Origin of the sequence: Aeromonas sp. ANP5, assembly GCF_963870295.1 — a bacterium.
Taxonomy (GTDB): domain Bacteria; phylum Pseudomonadota; class Gammaproteobacteria; order Enterobacterales; family Aeromonadaceae; genus Aeromonas; species Aeromonas veronii.
The window spans coordinates 199,322-218,977 of sequence record NZ_CAWMRY010000002.1 but is presented as its reverse complement, the minus strand read 5'-3'; the positions used below and the strand labels follow the sequence as shown (position 1 = coordinate 218,977).

The following is a 19,656-nucleotide window of genomic DNA, read 5'->3' as shown; positions in this document are numbered from 1 at the left end:
CTGCGTTACTGCTGCTCGCCAAGATAGTGGCGGCTGAGGCGGCGCCAGGTATCCGAGCCGATGGTGCCGGCAAGCAGTTCATTGGAGGCGGCATCAAAGCGGCCATCCGGTAGCCAGCCCAGTTGGGGCAGCAGTCGGGCCAGAGTGGCGTCATTGTGTTGCAGCTCCCGCTCCAGTGCCTCCCAGAAGGCGCTCCCCTTGACGTAAAAGAGCGGGTAGTAGGAGCGATCGCCAGCCATCACTTCGCGGGCAGCCCGATAGAGGCCGCTCTCGCTATGAGGCAGTTGTTTGCCTCGCTCGGCCAGTTCGTTGAGCGCCGAGACCTGATGCAGCCGAAAGCGGCGCAGCGCTTTGATGGCAAGGTATTCGGCGAGGCTCTCGTTGACCCAGGTGGGTTGTGGAGCAGAGTGGCGAGCGCTGAGGATATGCACCGCCTCGTGGGCCGAGGTGCGCAGCAGGCGCAAGGGGGCCTGTGGCGTCGGCTTGCCAGCCTCGGTGGGGTAGTTGGCGACAAACACCTGATCTCCGGCTGCGCCGCCAAGGGAGCGGGTCGCCACATCCCGCCCCAGCCACACCAGTTGCCACGGGTGAGTGGGCGGATCCACATCGAGCTGGAAGGCCAGATAGTCGATGATCTCATTCAGTTGCTGCTGCAAGGCCGGCAGATCGAACTGGTTGGCGGTCTCGTCATGGCTCAGCACCAGCCGCGGATCCGGCTTGGTAACGGGCACAGTGTCCAGACCAAACGGCAGGATCAGCGGCGGCTGGTTGACATCCGGCAGTGGTTGGCAGCTGCCATCCGGCAGACAAACCTTTCCTTGGCGACTCCCCATCTGGCGCACAAAGTTACCCCACTCGGTCAATAGCCACTGATTGGGTGCGAACAGAAGCGACTGTTGGGCCGAGGCATCAGCACCCTCTGCCGGAGCCGGTGTGAGCGTGATCTGCCAGCCGATCTCCTTGCAGGAGAAGGGCTGGTTGAGGGCAACCGGCTGGTTGTTTGCAAGGCAGACCAGTGCGGGGGAAACCGGCGTGGCACTACCCGGCAACTGACGGGCGGGGAGCAGGGTAAAAGGGGGCTTGCCCTGCATGGTGAGGCGCACTTGCAGCACATTGGCGCTGGCGCCCTGCTCGATAAGGTAGCGGGGGCCGTTCGCGTCATTGCCAGCGCAGGCCCACAGCGGCAGCAGCCACAGGGCAAACAGGTTGATATGACGACTCATAAGAGGGTTAGCGCTCCTGCTCGTAGCCCAGCAGATCGCCGGGCTGGCAATTGAGTTCACGGCAGATGGCCTCCAGAGTGGAGAAGCGCACCGCCTTGGCGTGGCCATTTTTGAGGATCGAGAGGTTGGCCTCGGTGATGTCGATGCGCTGGGCCAGCTCGCGGGCGGTCATTTTGCGCTCGGCCAGCAGGGCATCGAGGCGGATGATAATGGGCATACGTTCCTCACACCGTCAGTTGCTGTTCATCGGCCAGCAGTTTGGCCTCGCGCATGACCAGCGCCAGCGCCAGTACGATCAGTCCCGCCAGCAGTACCCGGAAATCTGAGGTACTCAGCGCTATGGTACCGAGTACTTCCGGGCCTCTCATGGTGAGCACCGTATCCAGCAAGGGGGTCAGGATCAATTCGACCAGGAAGGTTGTACAGAGCAGCAGTCCGATCTGCCGATAGCGGCGGATCTGCTCGAAGGTGAAGAGCAGACCGGCGCGGTAGCCACGAAACAGCTGGCGCAGTTGCCAGAGCATCATCATAAAGACCAGATCCGGCAACAGCTGTACCAGGGTGCCGAGCAGCCGGGTGGAGAAGTGAAGGGGATAGTCGGCAGGATTGATGCCGGGGCGGCTCAAGATGGTGTTGAGCTTTTCCTGCAGAAAATCGGCACCACCGAAGGGGGTCCACACCTCCAGCAAGGTGATCAAAGGGGTCGCCAGCAGTGCCAGCAGTAGCAGCCATTCGATCAGCATGCTCGAGCGTTCGAGTTTGTTGGAGATCATCTCATTCCTCACTGTGATGGTTTTATCTGAAAGGTAAAGTTTATCGTTTATCAATATTCACACCGGTAATGTTTATTGTTTTACGATATGCAGTCAAGATAAAACTTATTGAAAAACGATAATTTCAATCTGTCCGAAGGGGATGACTTTTGGCTGCTGCCTCTCTAGACTGGCGAGGCTGTATACAAAAACTCAACATGGACAAGGAGTTATCTATGCACCAGGGATGGCTGCTGATCGGATTGTCGCTCACCTATCTGGGGCTGCTGTTTCTGATCGCCTTCGTGGCAGACAAGCACAAACGGCACCGTCTCAAGGGGCAACCGCTGCTCTACAGCCTGTCGCTGGCTGTCTACTGCACCTCCTGGACCTTCTTCGGCACCGTGGGGCAGGCGAGTGAATCCCCCTGGTCGCCGGTGCCCATCTACCTTGGCCCCATGCTGGTCTTTCTGTTTGGCTGGCGGCTGCTGGCGCGCCTTATTCTGGTGGCCAAGCGCGAGCACATCACCTCCATCGCCGACTTTATCGCCGCCCGTTACGGCAAATCCCAGCGGCTCGCCATGGTGATCGCCCTCATCGCCATCATGGGGATCCTCCCCTATCTGGTATTGCAGCTCAAAGCCATCGTCACCGGGCTGGATCTGCTGATGGTCAACAGCGGCGGCATCAGCCCGACCAGCAACACCAGCGAGTTGGCGCTCGGGGTTACTCTGCTGCTGGCGCTGTTCAGCATCCTGTTCGGCACCCGCCATCTCGATGCCACCGAGCACCACAGGGGGATGGTGGTGGCCATTGCTTTCGAGTCGGTGGTCAAATTGCTGGCCTTTATCGCGGTGGGGGGCTTCGCCCTCTGGCTGATCCTGAGCAAACCCGGCGAGGCTCACGAGCAGGTGACCCGCGACTTCTTTGCACAGGTGGTGGCAGTGAGCCCCGGCAACCTGCTGGAGCTTGCCATCTATACGGTGCTGGCGATGTGCGCCGTCATCTGCCTGCCGCGCCAGTTTCATGTGACTGTGGTGGAGAACAATCAGGGGCAGGATCTGCACTGGGCGCGCTGGATCTTCCCGCTCTACCTGTTCGTGATGGGGCTCTTTATCTGGCCGCTGGCACTGGCGGGCAAGCAGTGGGTCGGGGCCGACATGGCCTCCGACACCTATGTGATCAGTCTGCCGATGGCCCTCGGGTTCGATGGCATGGCGATGCTGGCGTTTCTCGGCGGCACCTCGGCGGCCACCGGCATGGTAATCGTCTGCACCATCGCACTGGCGATCATGGTGAGCAACGATCTGGTACTGCCGGTGCTGCTGCGCCGCTTCTGGCGGCAGGGGCGCGACGAGCGGCTGGTGCGGCTGCTGTTGCAGGTGCGCCGTGGCGCCATCCTGCTGATCTTGCTGGCGGCCTGGGGGCTCTATCTGTGGCTCGGGGATCTCACCAGCTTGTCGCGCATCGGCTATCTCTCCTTTGGCGCGGTGGCCCAGTTTGCGCCGGCCCTGCTGCTCGGCCTCTACTGGCGTCATGGCAATCGCAAGGGGGTTTATCTTGGGTTGAGCCTCGGAGTGAGCCTCTGGTTCGTTACCCTGCTGGTGGAGAGTGGCTTGCTGGCCGGTTCACCGCTGGCCGAACTGCTGGCGCCGCCGGACTGGCCTGCGTTTCGCGAGCTGAGTCTCGGAGCCTGGTGCATCTTCCTGAGCCTGCTCTTCAACTTGCTAGGTTATGTGGCCGGTTCCTTGTTGTCGCGCCCTGCGGTGAGCGAGCGGCTGCAGGCGGCCAACTTTGTCGGCAAGCCGAGCCGCGATACCGCTGCCCTCTATCAGGCGCGGGTCTCGGTCAAGGAGCTGGAGATGCTGGCGGCCCGCTTTGTCGGTTCAAGCCGGGTCAAACGCGCCTTTGGTCGTTTCGCCGGTGAGCGGGGCGGCACCCTGGCGCCCCAGATGCAGGCTTCGGCCGAGCTGATTGCCCACACCGAGCGGCTGCTGGCGGGGGTATTTGGCACTTCGTCGGCCCGGCTGGTGCTCGCCTCGGCCCTGCAGGGGCGCAATATGCAGCTCGAGGAGATCGCCACCATAGTCGATGAGGCCTCCGACGTGTTTCGCTTCAACCGCGGCCTGCTGCAGGGGGCGATCGAGCATATCGGACAGGGGATCTCGGTGGTGGACAGGGAGCTTCGGCTGGTGGCCTGGAACCGCCGTTACATCGAGCTGTTCCACTATCCGCCCGGGCTTATTCAGGCAGGGCGCCCCATTGAAGAGATCATCCGCTATAACGCCCAGCAGGGGCTCTGTGGCCCCGGCGATATCGAGGATCACGTGGCGCGGCGGGTCGCCTTTATGAAGCGCGGCAGCGCCCATATCTCGGCGCGGGAGCGCCCGGACGGGCGGGTGATCGAGATGCAGGGCAACCCCATGCCAGCCGGTGGTTTCGTCATGACCTTTACCGACATCACGCCGTTTCGCGACGCCGAGCGGGTGCTGCGCGAAGCGAACGAACATCTGGAGGCGCGGGTGGCCGAGCGCACCCGTGAGCTCTCCGAACTCAACCGCCAGCTGCTGTTGGTGAACCAGCAGGTGGAGCGGGCCAATCAATCCAAGAGCCGTTTTCTGGCGGCGGTCAGCCACGATCTGACCCAGCCCCTCAATGCCGCCAAGCTGTTTACCTCCTCCCTGCTGGAGATGTTGCCCGATGCTGGCGAGCAGGCCCGCATCGCCCGCCATATCGATGATGCGCTGGGGGCGACCGAGGATCTCATCACCGATCTGCTCGATATCTCGCGGCTCGAAGCGGGCAAGTTCAAGGCCAAGAAGCTCGACTTTGCCCTGCGCGATCTGCTCGACAACCTCAAGGCGGAGTTTGGCGTACTGGCACAGGCGGGGGGGATCCACTTCTCGGTGGTGGAGAGCAAGCACGCGGTACACAGCGATGTGCGGCTGCTGCGCCGGGTGCTGCAGAACTTCCTCACCAATGCGTTTCGCTACAACCCGGGTGGCCGGGTGCTGCTCGGTTGTCGCCGGATGGGGGATAAGATCCGCATCGAGGTATGGGACAACGGCCCCGGCATCCCGCAGGACAAGCAGGAGGCTATTTTTGACGAGTTCTCCCGCCTCGATCACTCCCGCACCGCCAAGGAGCAGGGGCTGGGTCTGGGGCTTGCCATCGCCCGCGGCATCTCGCAGGTGCTCGGTCATCAGCTCACATTGCAGAGCTGGCCGGGCAAGGGATCGGTCTTTGCGGTGACCCTCAATCTGGCGACCCGGCCGGTCACGGCCCATCAGCTGGCGGCGCCGGTGGTGCGTGACAGCCAGCTGGAGGGGGTAGCCGTGCTCTGTATCGACAACGAGCGGGACATTCTGACCGCCATGAGCACCCTGCTCGGCCGTTGGGGCTGCGAGGTGCGCTGCGCCGTCGATCTGGCCGAAGCCGAGGCGCTGGTGGCAGAGGGGTTTGTGCCGAGACTGGTGCTCTCTGACTACCACCTCGACGACGGCAAGACCGGGTTGGAGGCGCTCGCTGCCCTGCAACGGGTGTGTGGCGACGAGCTGGGGGGCATCATCATCAGTGCCGATCGCAAGAGCGAGCTGCAGGCGCAGATCCGCGAGCGGGGGTATGGCTACATCAGCAAGCCGGTCAAACCACTCAAACTGCGGGCCCTGATGAACAGCCTGCTGCTGCGCTAGCCGCATCCGGGGCGGCTAGCCGTGAACCGGCTCACAAAACCGCGCAATGATCCTGTGGACCCTGGTCATGGATCAATGCCGAAAACAGAGATTTATTGGCGAAGATCTATTCATCTTCCTGCGTAATGGTCGCTAGTTACAACATTGGTCTGCCACTGTCGGTGAACGCCGACAGTGGCAGACCGGATTGGCTCACTCTATAGTCGGGATGCGATTTTTTGCATCGCAAATGAAGTAACCGAAGGGCAAACCGATCGCAAGGTCGGGACGCAAAGCTTCCGGTCCAGGGATGAGCCGTACTTGAGATAGCGGGGCCACCACAGGTTGTTGTGCACCTTTGCCAAGAGGCCGCACTGCCGTCTGCGTTACCTGTCAGGGCGTAGCCCTTTTCGTTGCCAACATAACGAAATAGGGAAATAAAATAATGCTAAGTCCAAAGCCTACCATGCTGGCCCTCGCGGTCGGTCTGTGCTGCGCCTCGTCCGCTTATGCTGCGGCGCCCGGCAAGCCCACCATCGGATGGGGCCCCACCAAGTTTTCCATCGTTGAAGTCGATCAGGCGGCCACTGCCTACAACAATCTGGTCAAGGTAAAGGATGCCGCCGATGTGGAGGTGAACTGGAACCTCTGGAGCGGCGATCTGGGCCAGAGTGCCAAGGTACTGCTCAATGGTCAGGAGGTGTGGTCCGGCCCCTCGGCCGCGGCGGGCAGCGCCAAATTCAAGGTGAAGAAAGGGGGGCGCTACCAGATGCAGGTGGCGCTGTGCAACGCCGATGGTTGTACCCTCTCTGATGCCAAGGCGATCGTGGTTGCCGATACCGATGGCAGCCATCTGGCGCCACTCAAGGCGCCGCTGCAGGAGAACAACAAGCCCTACGCCAACAAGTCCGGCAAGGTGGTCGGTACTTACTACGTGGAGTGGGGGGTCTATGGCCGCAAGTTTACGGTGGACAAGATCCCGGCCCAGAACCTGACCCATATCCTCTATGGTTTCACCCCCATCTGCGGCGGGGATGGCCTCAACGACAGCCTCAAGGAGATCGAAGGGAGCTTCCAGGCGCTGCAACGGGCGTGTGCCGGCCGGGCTGACTTCAAGGTGGCGATGCACGATCCCTGGGCCGCCATCCAGATGCCGCAAGGCAACCTCACTGCCCATGACGAGCCCTACAAGGGCAACTTTGGCGCCCTGATGGCGCTCAAGCAGGCCTATCCGAACCTCAAGATCCTCCCCTCGGTCGGCGGCTGGACCCTCTCTGACCCCTTCTACTTCCTCGGTGACAAAACCAAGCGCGATGTGTTTGTCGGCTCGGTGAAAGAGTTCCTGCAGACCTGGAAGTTCTTCGACGGTGTGGATATCGACTGGGAGTACCCGGGCGGACAGGGCGCCAACCCGAAACTGGGCAGCCCGAGTGATGGTGCCACCTATGTGGCCCTGATGAAGGAGCTGCGGGCCATGCTCGACGAGCTGGAGGCCGAGACCGGTCGCCAGTATGAGCTCACTTCCGCCATTGGCGCGGGGGGTGACAAGATCCAGGATGTGGACTACAAGGCGGCCCAGCCCTACATGGACCACATCTTCATGATGACCTACGACTACAACGGCGCATGGAGCAATACCGAACTGGGCCACCAGACCAACCTCTATGCAGCGAGCTGGGACCCCGCAACCAAGTACACCACCGACAAGGCGGTGAATCAGCTGCTGGCGCAGGGGGTTGAACCGGGCAAGCTGGTGGTCGGTGCCGCCATGTATGGCCGTGGCTGGACCGGGGTGAGCGGTTATCAGGGCAACAACCCCTTCACCGGCAAGGCGACCGGCAAGGTGAAAGGCACCTGGGAGGACGGGGTGGTAGATTACCGCGACATCGTCAACAACCGGATGGGGGCTGGCTGGGAGAAGGGCTACGACGAGGTGGCCGAGGCGCCCTATCTGTTCAAGGCGGCGACCGGCGACCTCATCACCTATGACAACGAGCGCTCGGTCAAGGCCAAGGGGCAGTATGTGCTGGCCAACAAGCTCGGTGGCCTCTTCTCCTGGGAGATCGATGCCGACAACGGCGACATCCTCAACGCCATGCACGAGGGGCTGGGCCACGGCGAGGGGACGACTCCACCAGCCAACAAGCCGCCGCTGGCCAACGCGGGCAGTGACCTCAAGGTGACCGGCCCGACCGAGGTGACGCTGGATGGGTCGGCCTCCCACGATCCGGAAAATAGCGCTCTCAGTTATAGCTGGAAGCAGATCTCCGGGCCGCAGGTTGGCTTGCTCGATGCCACTCAGGCCAAGGCCCGCGTGGTGCTGGATGCCGTGTCCGCCGACATCAGTCTGGTGTTCGAGTTGACGGTGACCGATGACCAGCAGTTGAGTGCCAAGGATCAGGTGGTGGTGACCAACAAGGCGCCGCAGGCCAATCTGGCGCCGGTGGTGAGTGTACCTGCCACGGCCTCTGTGGAGGCGGGCAAGCAGGTGACCATCAAGGCGACCGCCTCTGATCCGAACGGTGATCCGTTGACCTATCAGTGGCGCGTCCCGGCAGGCATCACCGCAACGGGTCAGAACAGCGCCACCCTGGTAGTGACTGGCCCGAACGTCACCAGCGACACCGGCTATGACCTGAGCGTCACCGTCTCCGACGGCGGGCTGGATGCCAGCGCGGCAACCCGTCTGACGGTTAAACCGGTCAGCAACGGTAGTGGTTGCACGGCGACCGATCCGGATGCGGCCAATTGGCCAGTCTGGAAAGCGGCCAGCACCTATAACAGCGGCGACAAGGTGAGCCACAACCAGCTGGTGTGGCAGGCCAAGTACTGGACCCAGGGCAACGAGCCGAGCCGCACCGCGGATCAGTGGCTGCTGGTGAGTAAGGTGCAACTGGGTTGGGATGCCAATGTGGCCTACAACGGTGGCGAGATCACCACCCATAACGGCCGTCAGTGGAAGGCGCAGTACTGGACCAAGGGCAATGAGCCCGGCAAACACGACGTCTGGCAGGATGTGGGGGCCGCCAGCTGTAAATAAGCATTGAATGGTGGCGGGGCATGCCAGTCATGCCCCGTTTTTTCTCCCCGCTTCGCCACATTCTGGCGGGTCTGCCAATCGGTTTCTCCACCCAGCTTCTCTTTTGTGCCTGCAAAGCAGCCCTTCCGGGCTAGTGATTAATGCTCTCCCCGATAGCTGGCATCTGTGCCGCACGTTGCTCTTTGTGGTAGCGCTTGTGTTGGTACATGTCGGCATCGGCTCTGGCAAACGCGGCGGCAAAGTCGCCGCGATAGGGGGCTATCCCCATGCTGCACGAGATAGTGGGGGAGGCGCTGGCCAGCATGGTCGTCAGCCCAGCCATCGCCTGTCGCAGCTCGGTCGGTGTCAGAGTAGTGAGCAGTACAAACTCATCCCCGCCGAAGCGGGCGGCAATCACCCCCTGACCAAAGTGCTGGCGTATCCCTGCAGCGATAAGGCGCAGGGCCTGATCACCGGCCAAATGGCCACTGCTGTCATTGAGCTGTTTGAGATTATCCATGTCGATCAGCAGCAGGGTGCCTTCCGGCTGCCCCTGCAGAGCGAGTTCGAATTGCTGGCGATTGGCGAGCCCGGTCAGCTGGTCGGTATTGGCCAGCTGATAGATGCGGCGGGACTGCTGATAGATGGTGATGGCGTGGCGAATATCCCGCGCCAGGATCGCCATCAGGTGGCTGTCGTAGCGGGTAAAGGCATTACGTTTGCTGCTGTCCATATTGATCATGCCGTAGAGCTGACCATCGATATGGATCGGGGTCGCCAGCGTGGCCTGGATGGGCAGGTCGGTGCAGTTGACCAGCAGCTCTCTGTCCTGTTCGGACAGGGGCATGGTGGCATTTATCTTCGACAGGTCGTTGATCAGCAGTGTTTTGTTGCAGCGCCCCTGAGTCAGCTTGTACTGAAAGGTGTGCTCCAGCGGCAGATTGATCCGCCGCAGTTTCACCAGATCCATGCCGATGGCCGCTTCATATCTCAACATGCCTGTGCCCGGCAGCAGCTTGATCAGGCAGCCCATCTCGGCTCCCGGGATCAACATTACGGCTCGTCTGAGCAGATCCTCCAGAAAGGCCTCTTCGGTCTGGTATTGCGCCGAGTTGCGGGCCAGTTCGGCGGTGGTTTCGTTGATCTTGAGCGCCTCACTCAGATGCTGCCACTGGCGGTGCAGATGGTAGCGGTAGTGGCGATAGAGCCAGAAGGTGCAGATAAGGTAGCTCTGGACTAGCAAGGTGCTGGCAAGCGGCGCCCTTTGCCAGCCATTGAGGCTGTTGATAAGCCAGATCATCCCGGCCAGTGGCAAGGCATAAATCGTCAAACGAACAAATTTGTCGTATCTGGATAACCGGGTGCGTGAGGGCAGTTCGCTGGGCATGAAGACACCTGCTGGCCATGCAAAGCGGCGATTATAAATTCATTAGTTGCGATACAGATGGGTCTTTTGTCGCATATTGTTCTTACTCATTGATTTTTCTCAATTTGGTGTGATGTAGATCAAAAAAATGGTGTGAGGTATCTGGTTGGAGGTGATGTGATTAGGTCTGCATATCCGGCTGTTTTTTAAACATTAATTTCTTGAAAGTAGGTAATTGTCGGGGTTGGAAACCGGTGGGCTGGCAATGGTCCGATTTGCTTACTTATCAGAATTTCCCTACAGTCAATCGGCGATTATTTTGCGATCATTTATCGCCAGAAATAACGTTGTGACAAGGGCAAACCGATTGAAAAGTCGGGACGCAAAGCTTCCGGTCTAAGGGTCAAGACGACTTAGGATAGCGGGGCCACCACAGTAGTATGCAGGCTGCCTTTGCCAAGGGGTGGTCGTTTTTGTGTCACCTGTCGTGTTGCGTTGCCCTTTCGTTTTTCCCATAACGAAACGAAAAGGAAAGCAATATGCTAAGTCCAAAACCCGCACTGCTGGCCATGATGGTCGGTACCCTGCTCGCCTCCTCCGCCGCTTATGCGGCAGCTCCCGGCAAACCCGCTATCGGTTGGGGCCCCACCAAGTTTGCCATCGTCGAAGTCAACCAGTCCGCGACCGCTTATAACGAGCTGGTCAAGGTGAAGGATGGCGCCGATGTGACCGTCACCTGGAATCTCTGGAACGGCGATATCGGCCAGAGTGCCAAGGTGCTGCTGGATGGCAAGGAAGTCTGGTCCGGTCCCTCTTCCGCCGCTGGCACTGCCACCTTCAAGGTGCACAAGGGGGGCCGCTATCAGATGCAGGTCGCGCTATGCAACGGCGATGGCTGTACCCTGTCTGATGCCAAGGAGATCGTGGTCGCCGACACCGACGGCAGCCACCTTGCGCCGCTCAAGCCAGCTCTGCAGGAGCACAACAAGCCTTACGTCAACAAATCCGGCAAGGTGGTCGGCACCTACTATGTGGAGTGGGGGGTCTATGATCGCAACTTCACTGTGGACAAGCTGCCGGCCCAGAACCTGACCCATATCCTCTATGGCTTCACCCCGATTTGTGGCGGTGATGGCCTCAACGACAGCCTCAAAGAGATTGCCGGTAGCTTCCAGGCGCTGCAACGTGCCTGTGCAGGGCGCAAGGATTTCCAGGTCGCCATTCACGATCCCTGGGCCGCGCTGCAAAAAGGGCAGGGGTCACTGGTTGCCTGGGATGAGCCCTACAAGGGCAACTTCGGCAACCTGATGGCCCTCAAGCAGGCTTATCCGGACCTGAAGATCCTCCCCTCCGTCGGTGGCTGGACCCTCTCCGACCCCTTCTTCTTCATGCATGACAAGGCCAAGCGTGACGTGTTCGTCGCCTCGGTCAAAGAGTTCCTGCAGACCTGGAAGTTCTTCGACGGTGTCGATATCGACTATGAGTTCCCGGGCGGCGACGGTGCCAACCCCAATCTGGGGGACAAGACCAAAGATGGTGAAACCTATGTGCTGATCATGAAGGATCTGCGCGCCATGCTCGACGAGCTGGAGGCCGAGACCGGTCGCACCTATCAGCTCACCTCCGCCATCGGTGCCGGTTACGACAAGATTGAGGATGTGGATTACAAGGCTGCCCAGCAGTACATGGACCACCTCTTCGTGATGAGTTACGACTACAACGGTGCCTGGAGCAATACCTCCCTGGGTCATCAGGCCAACCTCTATCAGGCTACCAACGGCTCGGCCAACAAGCGCTACAACACTGATGCAGCGGTGCAGCAACTGCTAGCGCAGGGGGTCGACTCCGGGAAGCTGGTGATCGGTGCCGCCGCCTACGGTCGCGGCTGGAAAGGGGTGAGCGGTTATCAGGGCAATGACCCCTTCACCGGCACCGCCACCGGCAAGATCAAGGGCACCTGGGAAGATGGCGTGCTGGACTATCGTCACATCGTCAACAGCCATATGGGCGCAGGCTGGGAGTACAACTACGACGAGACTGCCGAAGCGGCCACCCTGTTCAAGCCATCCACCGGCGAGCTGATCACCTATGACGACGAGCGCTCGGTCAAGGCGAAAGGCCAATACGTGCTGGCCAACAAGCTGGGCGGGCTCTTCTCCTGGGAGATCGATGCCGACAACGGCGACATCCTTAACGCCATGCATGAAGGTCTCGGTCACGGTGAAGGGGTTACTCCGCCAGCCAACAAGCCGCCAGTAGCCAACGCGGGCAGCGATCTGAGTGTCACCGGTCCGACCGAGGTGACGCTGAACGGCTCCGCCTCCCACGACCCGGAAAATGGCACCCTCACCTATAGCTGGAAGCAGGTCTCCGGCCCGCAGGCAGCCCTGCTAGATGCCACTCAGGCCAAGGCCCGTGTTGTACTCGATGCGGTGTCCGCCGACATCAATCTGGTATTCGAGCTGACGGTGACCGATGACCATCAACTGACCGCCAGGGATCAGGTGGTGGTGACCAACAAGGCGCCGCAACCCAACCTGCCTCCGGTGGTCACCCTGCCCGTCAGCGTCAAGGTGGAAGAGGGCAATCAAGTGAGCATCACTGCCAAGGCATCCGACCCCAATGGCGACGAGCTGATCTATCAATGGCGGGTGCCTGCCGGTATCACGGCGACCGGCCAGAATAGCTCCACCCTGGTGGTCACCGGCCCGGCGGTGGATGTCGAAACAGGTTATGACCTCTCAGTGACCGTCTCTGACGGTGCGCTCGACGCCAACGCGGCAACCCGCCTCACCGTTACCCCGATCAACGAAGGCGGTGAGGGTGGCTCTTGCAACACCACCGACCCGGAAGCGGCCAACGTTCCCGCATGGCAGGCCAGCAAGGTCTACAACGGCGGTGACAAGGTGAGCCACAACCAGCTGGTATGGCGTGCCAAGTACTGGACTCAGGGCAATGAGCCGAGCCGCGCTGCCGATCAGTGGGCGCTGCTGAGTCAGGTTGAGCTGGGCTGGAACGCAGCCGTGGCCTACAACGGCGGGGATCTCACCAACCACAATGGCCGTCAGTGGAAGGCCAAGTGGTGGACTCAAGGCAATGAGCCGGGCAAGCACGATGTCTGGCTGGATATCGGGGCAGCAAGCTGTAACTGAGGCCTCCTCACCGATGACGGGGCATGGCGACATGCCCCTCATTCCCGATAGCAATATGAACGAGAACCCGACAATGACCACAAATGTGACCCGAATCGCTGCCCTCATCATGGCAACCCTGGCGGCTGGCCCCCTGTCTGCCGCCACCTCGCCCCTGATATTCAATGAGACGACACCGCAAAGCGATCTGGCGGGTAGCCTGGCTGCCAGCGTGCAGTTTGCCCAGAGCCAGATCCTGCCGTCCCATCCCAAAGAGGGGGATCGCCAACCCATCCTGACCAGCCTGCGCAAGAGCCTGCTGCTGGTGAAACCGCTCCAGGCCGACGGGGTGACCCCCATGACGGTGGAGGCTCGTGACGGCAGCGGCAAGCTGCTGGGCACCCTGACCTTGTCGCCGCCATCGGCGCTGCCAGAGACGGTCTACCACCTCGCGGGGGTTCCCGAAGGGGGAGTGAGCTTCGTCCCGGAGAGCGGCACCACTGCCGTCATCAGCAGCAGTGCTGATTTGGCCAAACTGAACGACAAGAGCGGCGCCTTCCTCAAGGATCGGTTGACCGGGCGTGCGCTGGTGGAGATCCAGACTGCCGACGGCCGCTGGGTTCGGGATATCTACCTGCCCGTGAGCCCGGAGCTGGAGGGCAAGATGATGCGGATCCGCTCCAGTGCCGGTTATAACTCGACGGCCTTTTATGGTGAGCGACAGGTGACCGTCTCCCGTGGCCAGACCCTGCAGTTCAAGTTTGCCAATGGGCAGTGGTTTCGCGAGGGGGAGCTGGAGAACAACCGCATCACCTATGCAGCGGATACCTGGAGCGGCGAGCTGCCTGCCGAGTGGATCCAGCCCGGACTGAACCTCTCCGTTCGTCAGGGCAATCTCAGTGGTGAACTGCGTGACATCAAGGTCGGCGCCCCCGGTGAGCTGCTGCTGCACACTATCGACATCGGCATGCTCACTACACCACGGGATCGCTTTGCCTTTGCCAATGACAAGGAAGCCCATCGCGAATACTTCCAGACCATTCCGGCCAGCCGGATGATTGTCAGTCAGTATGCACCGCTCTCCCTGCCTGAGGTGATGCTGCCCAACGGCACATTGCTGACTGATTTTGACCCGAGCGAAGGGGGCTGGCATGGCGGCACCATGCGTCAGCGCATCGGCAAGGAGCTTATCTCCCACGGTATCGACAATGCCAACTACGGCATCAACAGCAGTGCCGGTGAAGGGGAGGGAAGCCATCCCTTTGTTGCGGCCCAGCTTACGGCGCACAACAGTCGCGGCAAGTATGCCAATGGGGTTCAGGTGCACGGAGGTTCCGGTGGCGGTGGCATCGTCACGCTGGATGATTCGCTGGGCAACGAGTTCAGCCACGAAGTGGGCCATAACTTCGGCCTTGGCCACTATGTGGATGGTTTCCGCGGCTCGGTTCATCGCAGTGCCGATCAGCTCAACTCCAGCTGGGGCTGGGACAGTGACAAACACCGTTTCATCCCCAACTTCTCGCCGACCCGCACCAATGAGGATGCCTGTCTGGATGACCAGTGCCAGCCACCGTTCGATGGCCGCAAGTTTGGCCACGATGCGATGGCGGGCGGCCGCCCCCTCTCCGGTGCCAACCGTTTCACCCTCTATACCCCCAATTCCGCCGCCATCATTCAGCGCTTCCTGGAGAGCAAGGCAGTGTTCGATGCCAACTCGGCCACCGGCTTTAGCAAGTGGAACAGTGCGACGGCCAGGATGGAGTCCTATCAGCACACAATCGAGGGGATCGAGAAGGTCGATGCCCCCATGGATGCCCTGAGCGAGGCAGGACTGAGTGCCCTGCTGGCGGATTACGACTTGGTCAGGGTCGCCATGTGGGATGGTCGCTGGACCCGTGATATCCGGGTACCGATTGCCTCTGCGGACAACCGTGGGCGCAGTCTGACCATCGATCACGGGGCCGGTTACAACAGTCGCCTCTTTATCAACGGCAAGGAAATTGTGGTGAACCGGGGCTTCAAGAAGAGCTTCACCTCGGATGGCCAGAGCTGGGTGGAGGTCTCCCCCATCGATACCAAGGTTGCGCGCAAGCCCGAGCAGTTCGGCGTGCCGGTGACCACTTTGGTGGGCTATTACGATCCGCAAGGAGCCCTGCGCAGCTACATCTATCCGGCACTGCACGGCGCCTATGGCTTCACCTACCCGGATGACAGCAACACCCTGTCCGGCAATGACTGCCAGTTGCAGGTGGAGACCCGCGATGGTCTGCAGCGCTTCAGGCTGGCCAATCACAGAGCGGCGAGCAGCGTCATGAACAAGTTCCACATCAACCTGCCTACCGCCAGCGAGCCCGGTCGCGCCACTATCCAGTGCCGTGGCCAGACACTGGTACAGCAGAGCTTGTTGCCACCGCAGCAGGTGCTCTCCTTTACCGTCAACGGGCGGCCGCTGGAGCAGGGCGTGGTGGAAAACCAGCCTCCGGTGGTGACAGTGCCGGCGCAGCTCGGCGGCATCGGTGGTGAGTGGCTGACCATCACCGCCGAGGCGAACGATCCCGAGGGGGATGCGCTCAGCTACCGCTGGCACTTCCCGGCGGGCTGGCAGGCGGAGGGCGAGACCAGTGCCAACCTGCGTCTGTTACCGCCGGTTGTCACCACCAGCGAGCAGCATGAGCTGAGTGTGAGCGTCTCGGACGGGGTACATCAGAGCGAAGGGCGCATCGTGCTGACGCTGGAGCCCGTGGTCGACGGCTCTTGCAACACCACAGATCCGGAAGCGGCGAATGTTCCCGCATGGCAGGCCAGCAAGGTCTACAACGGTGGCGACAAGGTGAGCCACAACCAGCTGGTATGGCGTGCCAAGTACTGGACTCAGGGCAATGAACCGGGCCGCGCCGCCGATCAGTGGGCGCTGGCGAGTCAGGTTGAGCTGGGCTGGAGCGCGACCGTTGCCTACAACGGCGGGGAGCTGACCAACCACAACGGCCGTCAGTGGAAGGCCAAGTGGTGGACTCAAGGCAACGAGCCGGGCAAGCACGATGTCTGGCTGGATGTCGGGGCGGCAAGCTGCCCCTAGGTTGAGTCCATGATGAAGATGGCAGAGCCTGTTCAGGTGGGCTCCGCCTTTTGCCACAAAACCATAGAGAGCAACAATAATGAAAAAAAACCGCATCACCCTTCTGCTTGCCGGCATGATGCTGAGCGGCCACCTGTGGGCGGCCGAGGCATACGACATCAACAAATCCTACCCGGGCGGCAGCCAGGTCAATTACAACGGCCAGGTTTTCGAGGCCAAGTGGTGGGTCAACCCGGGTCAGACTCCCGGCATGGCGGCCGCCAATGAGTGGGATACCCCGTGGAAGCTGATTGGCGAAGGGGAAGTGACCCCGCCGGACACTGGCGGTGATGACAAGCCCAATCCGCCGACGCCAACCCCGCCGGATGGCAGCACCACCCCCGTCTATATGAGCCAGGCCGAGCTGGATGCCAAAGAGAAGGCGCTGACCGACTTCCCGGCGATGGAAGCGGTCAAAGCATCCATCGCTACCCGAGACAATCTGGTGGTCGAGGCGGTGCAGCCGGGCCGTGCCGACAACCCGGGCAACGTCAAGCGGGTCGAAAGCCTGCTGAGCGAGGGTCAGTTCAACTACCTCTTCCCGCTACGCGCCCCCGAGTACACCTATCGCGGCCTGCTGCAGGCGGCGGCCAAGTTCCCGGGCCTGTGCGGCGACTACAGCGATGGCCGCGATGCCGATGCCATCTGCCGCAAGACCCTGGCGACCATGTTCGCCCACTTCGCCCAGGAGACCGGTGGCCATGAAAACTGGCGCCCAGAAGCCGAGTGGCGTCAGGCGCTGGTCTACGTGCGCGAGATGGGATGGAATGAGACCATGCGCGGTGGTTACAACGCCGAGTGCCGCCCCGATGTGTGGCAGGGTCAGCAGTGGCCGTGCGGTACGTTCGACAATGGCGAGTTCAAGAGCTACTTTGGCCGCGGTGCCAAGCAGCTCTCCTACAACTACAACTACGGCCCCTTCTCCGAGGCGATGTTCGGCACGGTGCGCACCCTGCTCGACCGCCCCGATCTGGTGGCCGACACCTGGCTGAACCTCGCCAGTGCGGTGTTCTTCTATACCTATCCGCAGCCGCCCAAGCCCTCCATGCTCCATGTCATCGATGGCACCTGGCAGCCGAATGACCATGACAAGCAGAACGGTCTGGTGCCGGGCTTCGGGGTCACCACCCAGATCATCAACGGTGGGGTGGAGTGCGGCGGCCCGGTCGAGCACGCCCAGTCCCAGAACCGCATCAACTACTACCGCGAGTTTGCCAACTACCTCGGAGTGGCGGTGCCATCCGACGAGGTGCTGGGTTGCAAGAACATGAAGGTGTTTGACGACAAGGGCGCCGGTGCCTTGCCCATCTATTGGGAGCAGGACTGGAGCTATGTGGCAGAGAACCCCAACGGCGGCAAGAGTTACGCGTGCAAGCTGGTGGGCTACCAGACCCGCTTCAGCGCTTTCAAGGCAGGGGATTACAGCCGCTGCGTTCAGCACTTCTATCCGGAGGTGGTGATCGAGGATAACGGCGGTGGCACGAACCTGCCGCCGGTGGCCAATATCACCGGCCCGGCGCAGGCCGAAGGTGGCAGCAAGGTGACCCTCTCCGGCCAGCACTCCAGCGATCCGGAAGGCAAGCCACTCTCTTATGCCTGGACTATCCCGGCTGGAGCCTCTGCCCCAGCACTGGATCAGGTAACGCTGGAGTTGACCCTGCCCAAGCCGGCCAGCGATACCAGGCTGGACATCAAACTGACGGTGACCGATGAAGGGAGCTTGAGCCGTAGCGCCACCCATAGCCTGCTGGTGAAAGGGGAGGAGGGGGGCGTAACGCCGCCTGACTATCCGGTCTATAAAGAGGGGACTCCCTACAAGGCGGGCGAGCGGGTCAGCAATGGCGGTGCCAGCTACGAGTGCAAACCGCATCCCTACACCGGCTGGTGTGCAGGTGCCGCCTGGGCCTATGAGCCGGGCAAGGGTACGGCTTGGGCCGATGCCTGGATCAAACTCTGAGCCGTTTCAGGGTTACAAGGCTTGCCGATTAGCCAGCGCACTATCCAGTGCAATGACAATCCGGAGCAATAAAAGATGGGGCCTGCGGGCCCCATTCTTGTTTGGTGGAGTTCAGGTTTGGCCGTGGAACATCTGGCCCGGACAGGACAGCGCCTCGAAAGGGCTGTGTGATGATGTGTGTTGTTTTTTTATTACATTTTCCGTGAAAGGCTTTCAGCAATTACTTGCCGTAGCGGAAGTAGTATTCACGGGTGGAGGGGGCATAGGCATCTTTCTCTACAACGCCGTTCTTGGTGGTTGCACCGCGCAGGTGGAACAGGACTGCCAGATTCTCAAACATGGTTTACCTCATCGCTCTGTCATTTATGGTTATGGTGTGTGACCTGGGTCACGGTTTGATCCTATGGTCATTTGTGAGCCAGATCAACTTTCTGTGTTGTAAATTTACAAAAATCATGGAGAGGGTTTTCAAATGCAATGCCCTTTATGGAAAGGCTTTCCCGAGGTGACGGGGGAGAAGCTGATGATCAGCCAGCACAAGAGGCCTGAGAGCGGGGGCGTTGCACGGGGAAAGAGGCTCGCTGCACGGCCTCTCCTTTATAGGTGCTTGAGCCGATTTATGACATAAAACAGAGAGATAGCACGCGTCTTGCTGGTAAAAACAGCGAACTGCTGCAATTTTGACTAAACGAATCAGTCGCGGTTATTTTAGGGTTGACAGCAAAGCGGGTGATGCCTATCATGCGCCTCCGTTGCCGGAGATAACTTCGTCAGCGCCGAGGTGAGTTGGGGTTATAGCTCAGCTGGGAGAGCGCTTGCATGGCATGCAAGAGGTCCGCGGTTCGATCCCGCGTAGCTCCACCAAATTCTCCTCGAACAATCTGGAATCAAAGGGGTTATAGCTCAGCTGGGAGAGCGCTTGCATGGCATGCAAGAGGTCCGCGGTTCGATCCCGCGTAGCTCCACCAGGTTCCTGATTGTTGTAGTGAATACCCAGGGCAATGTGGTGTGTATCACCCAAGCCGACCTTTGTGGGGTTATAGCTCAGCTGGGAGAGCGCTTGCATGGCATGCAAGAGGTCCGCGGTTCGATCCCGCGTAGCTCCACCATTATTTAGGATGAATGGCCGCCAGAACCATTCATTCAGTACCGAATTTGGGGTTATAGCTCAGCTGGGAGAGCGCTTGCATGGCATGCAAGAGGTCCGCGGTTCGATCCCGCGTAGCTCCACCAAATTCAGAGTGACTGCCGGTCATTCACAAAAATCGGGGTTATAGCTCAGCTGGGAGAGCGCTTGCATGGCATGCAAGAGGTCCGCGGTTCGATCCCGCGTAGCTCCACCAAATTCTTGTTACAAGAAGCAAAAGGCCACCGCATCGCGGTGGCCTTTTTGTTTTCTCCATCATTTATTTTCTCCATACG

9 protein-coding genes, 5 tRNA genes and 2 riboswitches are annotated in these 19,656 nt (G+C 60.6%); of the genes, 10 read left to right on the top strand and 4 right to left on the bottom strand.

Annotated features, from left to right (window positions below; genetic code table 11):
* Positions 1-5: 5 nt before the first annotated feature.
* The 3 genes from AACT07_RS02215 to AACT07_RS02205 are packed head-to-tail and all read right to left on the bottom strand — an operon-like array spanning position 6 to position 1,996.
* On the bottom strand, positions 6-1,223 hold the full coding sequence (locus tag AACT07_RS02215) for a hypothetical protein (RefSeq protein WP_069526464.1): 1,218 nt from the start codon (positions 1,221-1,223) through the stop codon (positions 6-8).
* 7 nt (positions 1,224-1,230) lie between these two features.
* Entirely contained in the window at positions 1,231-1,440 is a 210-nt protein-coding gene (locus AACT07_RS02210; protein WP_005348179.1) for a helix-turn-helix domain-containing protein, read from the bottom strand.
* A 7-nt stretch (positions 1,441-1,447) separates the two neighbouring features.
* Positions 1,448-1,996: a DUF2975 domain-containing protein gene (locus AACT07_RS02205; protein ID WP_021229702.1), complete on the bottom strand. Its 549-nt coding sequence runs from the start codon at positions 1,994-1,996 to the stop codon at positions 1,448-1,450.
* A 215-nt stretch (positions 1,997-2,211) separates the two neighbouring features.
* Here AACT07_RS02205 and AACT07_RS02200 point away from each other — a divergent pair, with 215 nt between their 5' ends.
* A complete protein-coding gene (locus AACT07_RS02200) occupies positions 2,212-5,667 on the top strand; it encodes a hybrid sensor histidine kinase/response regulator (protein ID WP_069526463.1) in 3,456 nt (1,151 codons plus the stop codon).
* A gap of 234 nt (positions 5,668-5,901) precedes the next feature.
* Positions 5,902-5,989: riboswitch (cyclic di-GMP riboswitch) on the top strand.
* A gap of 102 nt (positions 5,990-6,091) precedes the next feature.
* A complete protein-coding gene (locus AACT07_RS02195; protein ID WP_069526462.1) occupies positions 6,092-8,686 on the top strand; it encodes a glycosyl hydrolase family 18 protein in 2,595 nt (864 codons plus the stop codon).
* A gap of 130 nt (positions 8,687-8,816) precedes the next feature.
* Here the strand turns inward: AACT07_RS02195 and AACT07_RS02190 are convergent, their stop codons facing one another.
* Positions 8,817-10,052, bottom strand: a complete 1,236-nt coding sequence (locus AACT07_RS02190) for a sensor domain-containing diguanylate cyclase (protein WP_069526461.1) — start codon at positions 10,050-10,052, stop codon at positions 8,817-8,819.
* Between the two features lie 326 nt (positions 10,053-10,378).
* Positions 10,379-10,466: riboswitch (cyclic di-GMP riboswitch) on the top strand.
* Positions 10,467-10,570: 104 nt separating this feature from the next.
* Here AACT07_RS02190 and AACT07_RS02185 point away from each other — a divergent pair.
* From AACT07_RS02185 to AACT07_RS02150, 8 genes are all read left to right on the top strand, one after another.
* Positions 10,571-13,183: a glycosyl hydrolase family 18 protein gene (locus AACT07_RS02185; protein ID WP_069526460.1), complete on the top strand. Its 2,613-nt coding sequence runs from the start codon at positions 10,571-10,573 to the stop codon at positions 13,181-13,183.
* Between the two features lie 73 nt (positions 13,184-13,256).
* The gene (locus tag AACT07_RS02180; protein WP_253182214.1) at positions 13,257-16,238 is read left to right on the top strand and encodes a M66 family metalloprotease; all 2,982 of its coding nucleotides are present in this window, start codon (positions 13,257-13,259) and stop codon (positions 16,236-16,238) included.
* Positions 16,239-16,317: 79 nt separating this feature from the next.
* Entirely contained in the window at positions 16,318-18,234 is a 1,917-nt protein-coding gene (locus tag AACT07_RS02175) for a glycoside hydrolase family 19 protein (protein WP_069526458.1), read from the top strand.
* 788 nt (positions 18,235-19,022) lie between these two features.
* Positions 19,023-19,098: transfer RNA gene (locus AACT07_RS02170), tRNA-Ala, on the top strand.
* Between the two features lie 28 nt (positions 19,099-19,126).
* Positions 19,127-19,202 (top strand) — tRNA-Ala (locus tag AACT07_RS02165).
* A 65-nt stretch (positions 19,203-19,267) separates the two neighbouring features.
* Positions 19,268-19,343 (top strand) — tRNA-Ala (locus tag AACT07_RS02160).
* A gap of 48 nt (positions 19,344-19,391) precedes the next feature.
* A tRNA-Ala gene (locus AACT07_RS02155) sits at positions 19,392-19,467 on the top strand.
* A gap of 34 nt (positions 19,468-19,501) precedes the next feature.
* Positions 19,502-19,577: transfer RNA gene (locus AACT07_RS02150), tRNA-Ala, on the top strand.
* The last annotated feature ends 79 nt before the right edge of the window (positions 19,578-19,656 follow it).

Coding starts and splice junctions, on each gene's coding strand:
- AACT07_RS02215 (WP_069526464.1), bottom strand. CDS start 1,223: ATGAGTCGTCATATCAACCTGTTTGCCCTGTGGCTGCTGCCGCTGTGG.
- AACT07_RS02210 (WP_005348179.1), bottom strand. CDS start 1,440: ATGCCCATTATCATCCGCCTCGATGCCCTGCTGGCCGAGCGCAAAATG.
- AACT07_RS02205 (WP_021229702.1), bottom strand. CDS start 1,996: ATGATCTCCAACAAACTCGAACGCTCGAGCATGCTGATCGAATGGCTG.
- AACT07_RS02200 (WP_069526463.1), top strand. CDS start 2,212: ATGCACCAGGGATGGCTGCTGATCGGATTGTCGCTCACCTATCTGGGG.
- AACT07_RS02195 (WP_069526462.1), top strand. CDS start 6,092: ATGCTAAGTCCAAAGCCTACCATGCTGGCCCTCGCGGTCGGTCTGTGC.
- AACT07_RS02190 (WP_069526461.1), bottom strand. CDS start 10,052: ATGCCCAGCGAACTGCCCTCACGCACCCGGTTATCCAGATACGACAAA.
- AACT07_RS02185 (WP_069526460.1), top strand. CDS start 10,571: ATGCTAAGTCCAAAACCCGCACTGCTGGCCATGATGGTCGGTACCCTG.
- AACT07_RS02180 (WP_253182214.1), top strand. CDS start 13,257: ATGACCACAAATGTGACCCGAATCGCTGCCCTCATCATGGCAACCCTG.
- AACT07_RS02175 (WP_069526458.1), top strand. CDS start 16,318: ATGAAAAAAAACCGCATCACCCTTCTGCTTGCCGGCATGATGCTGAGC.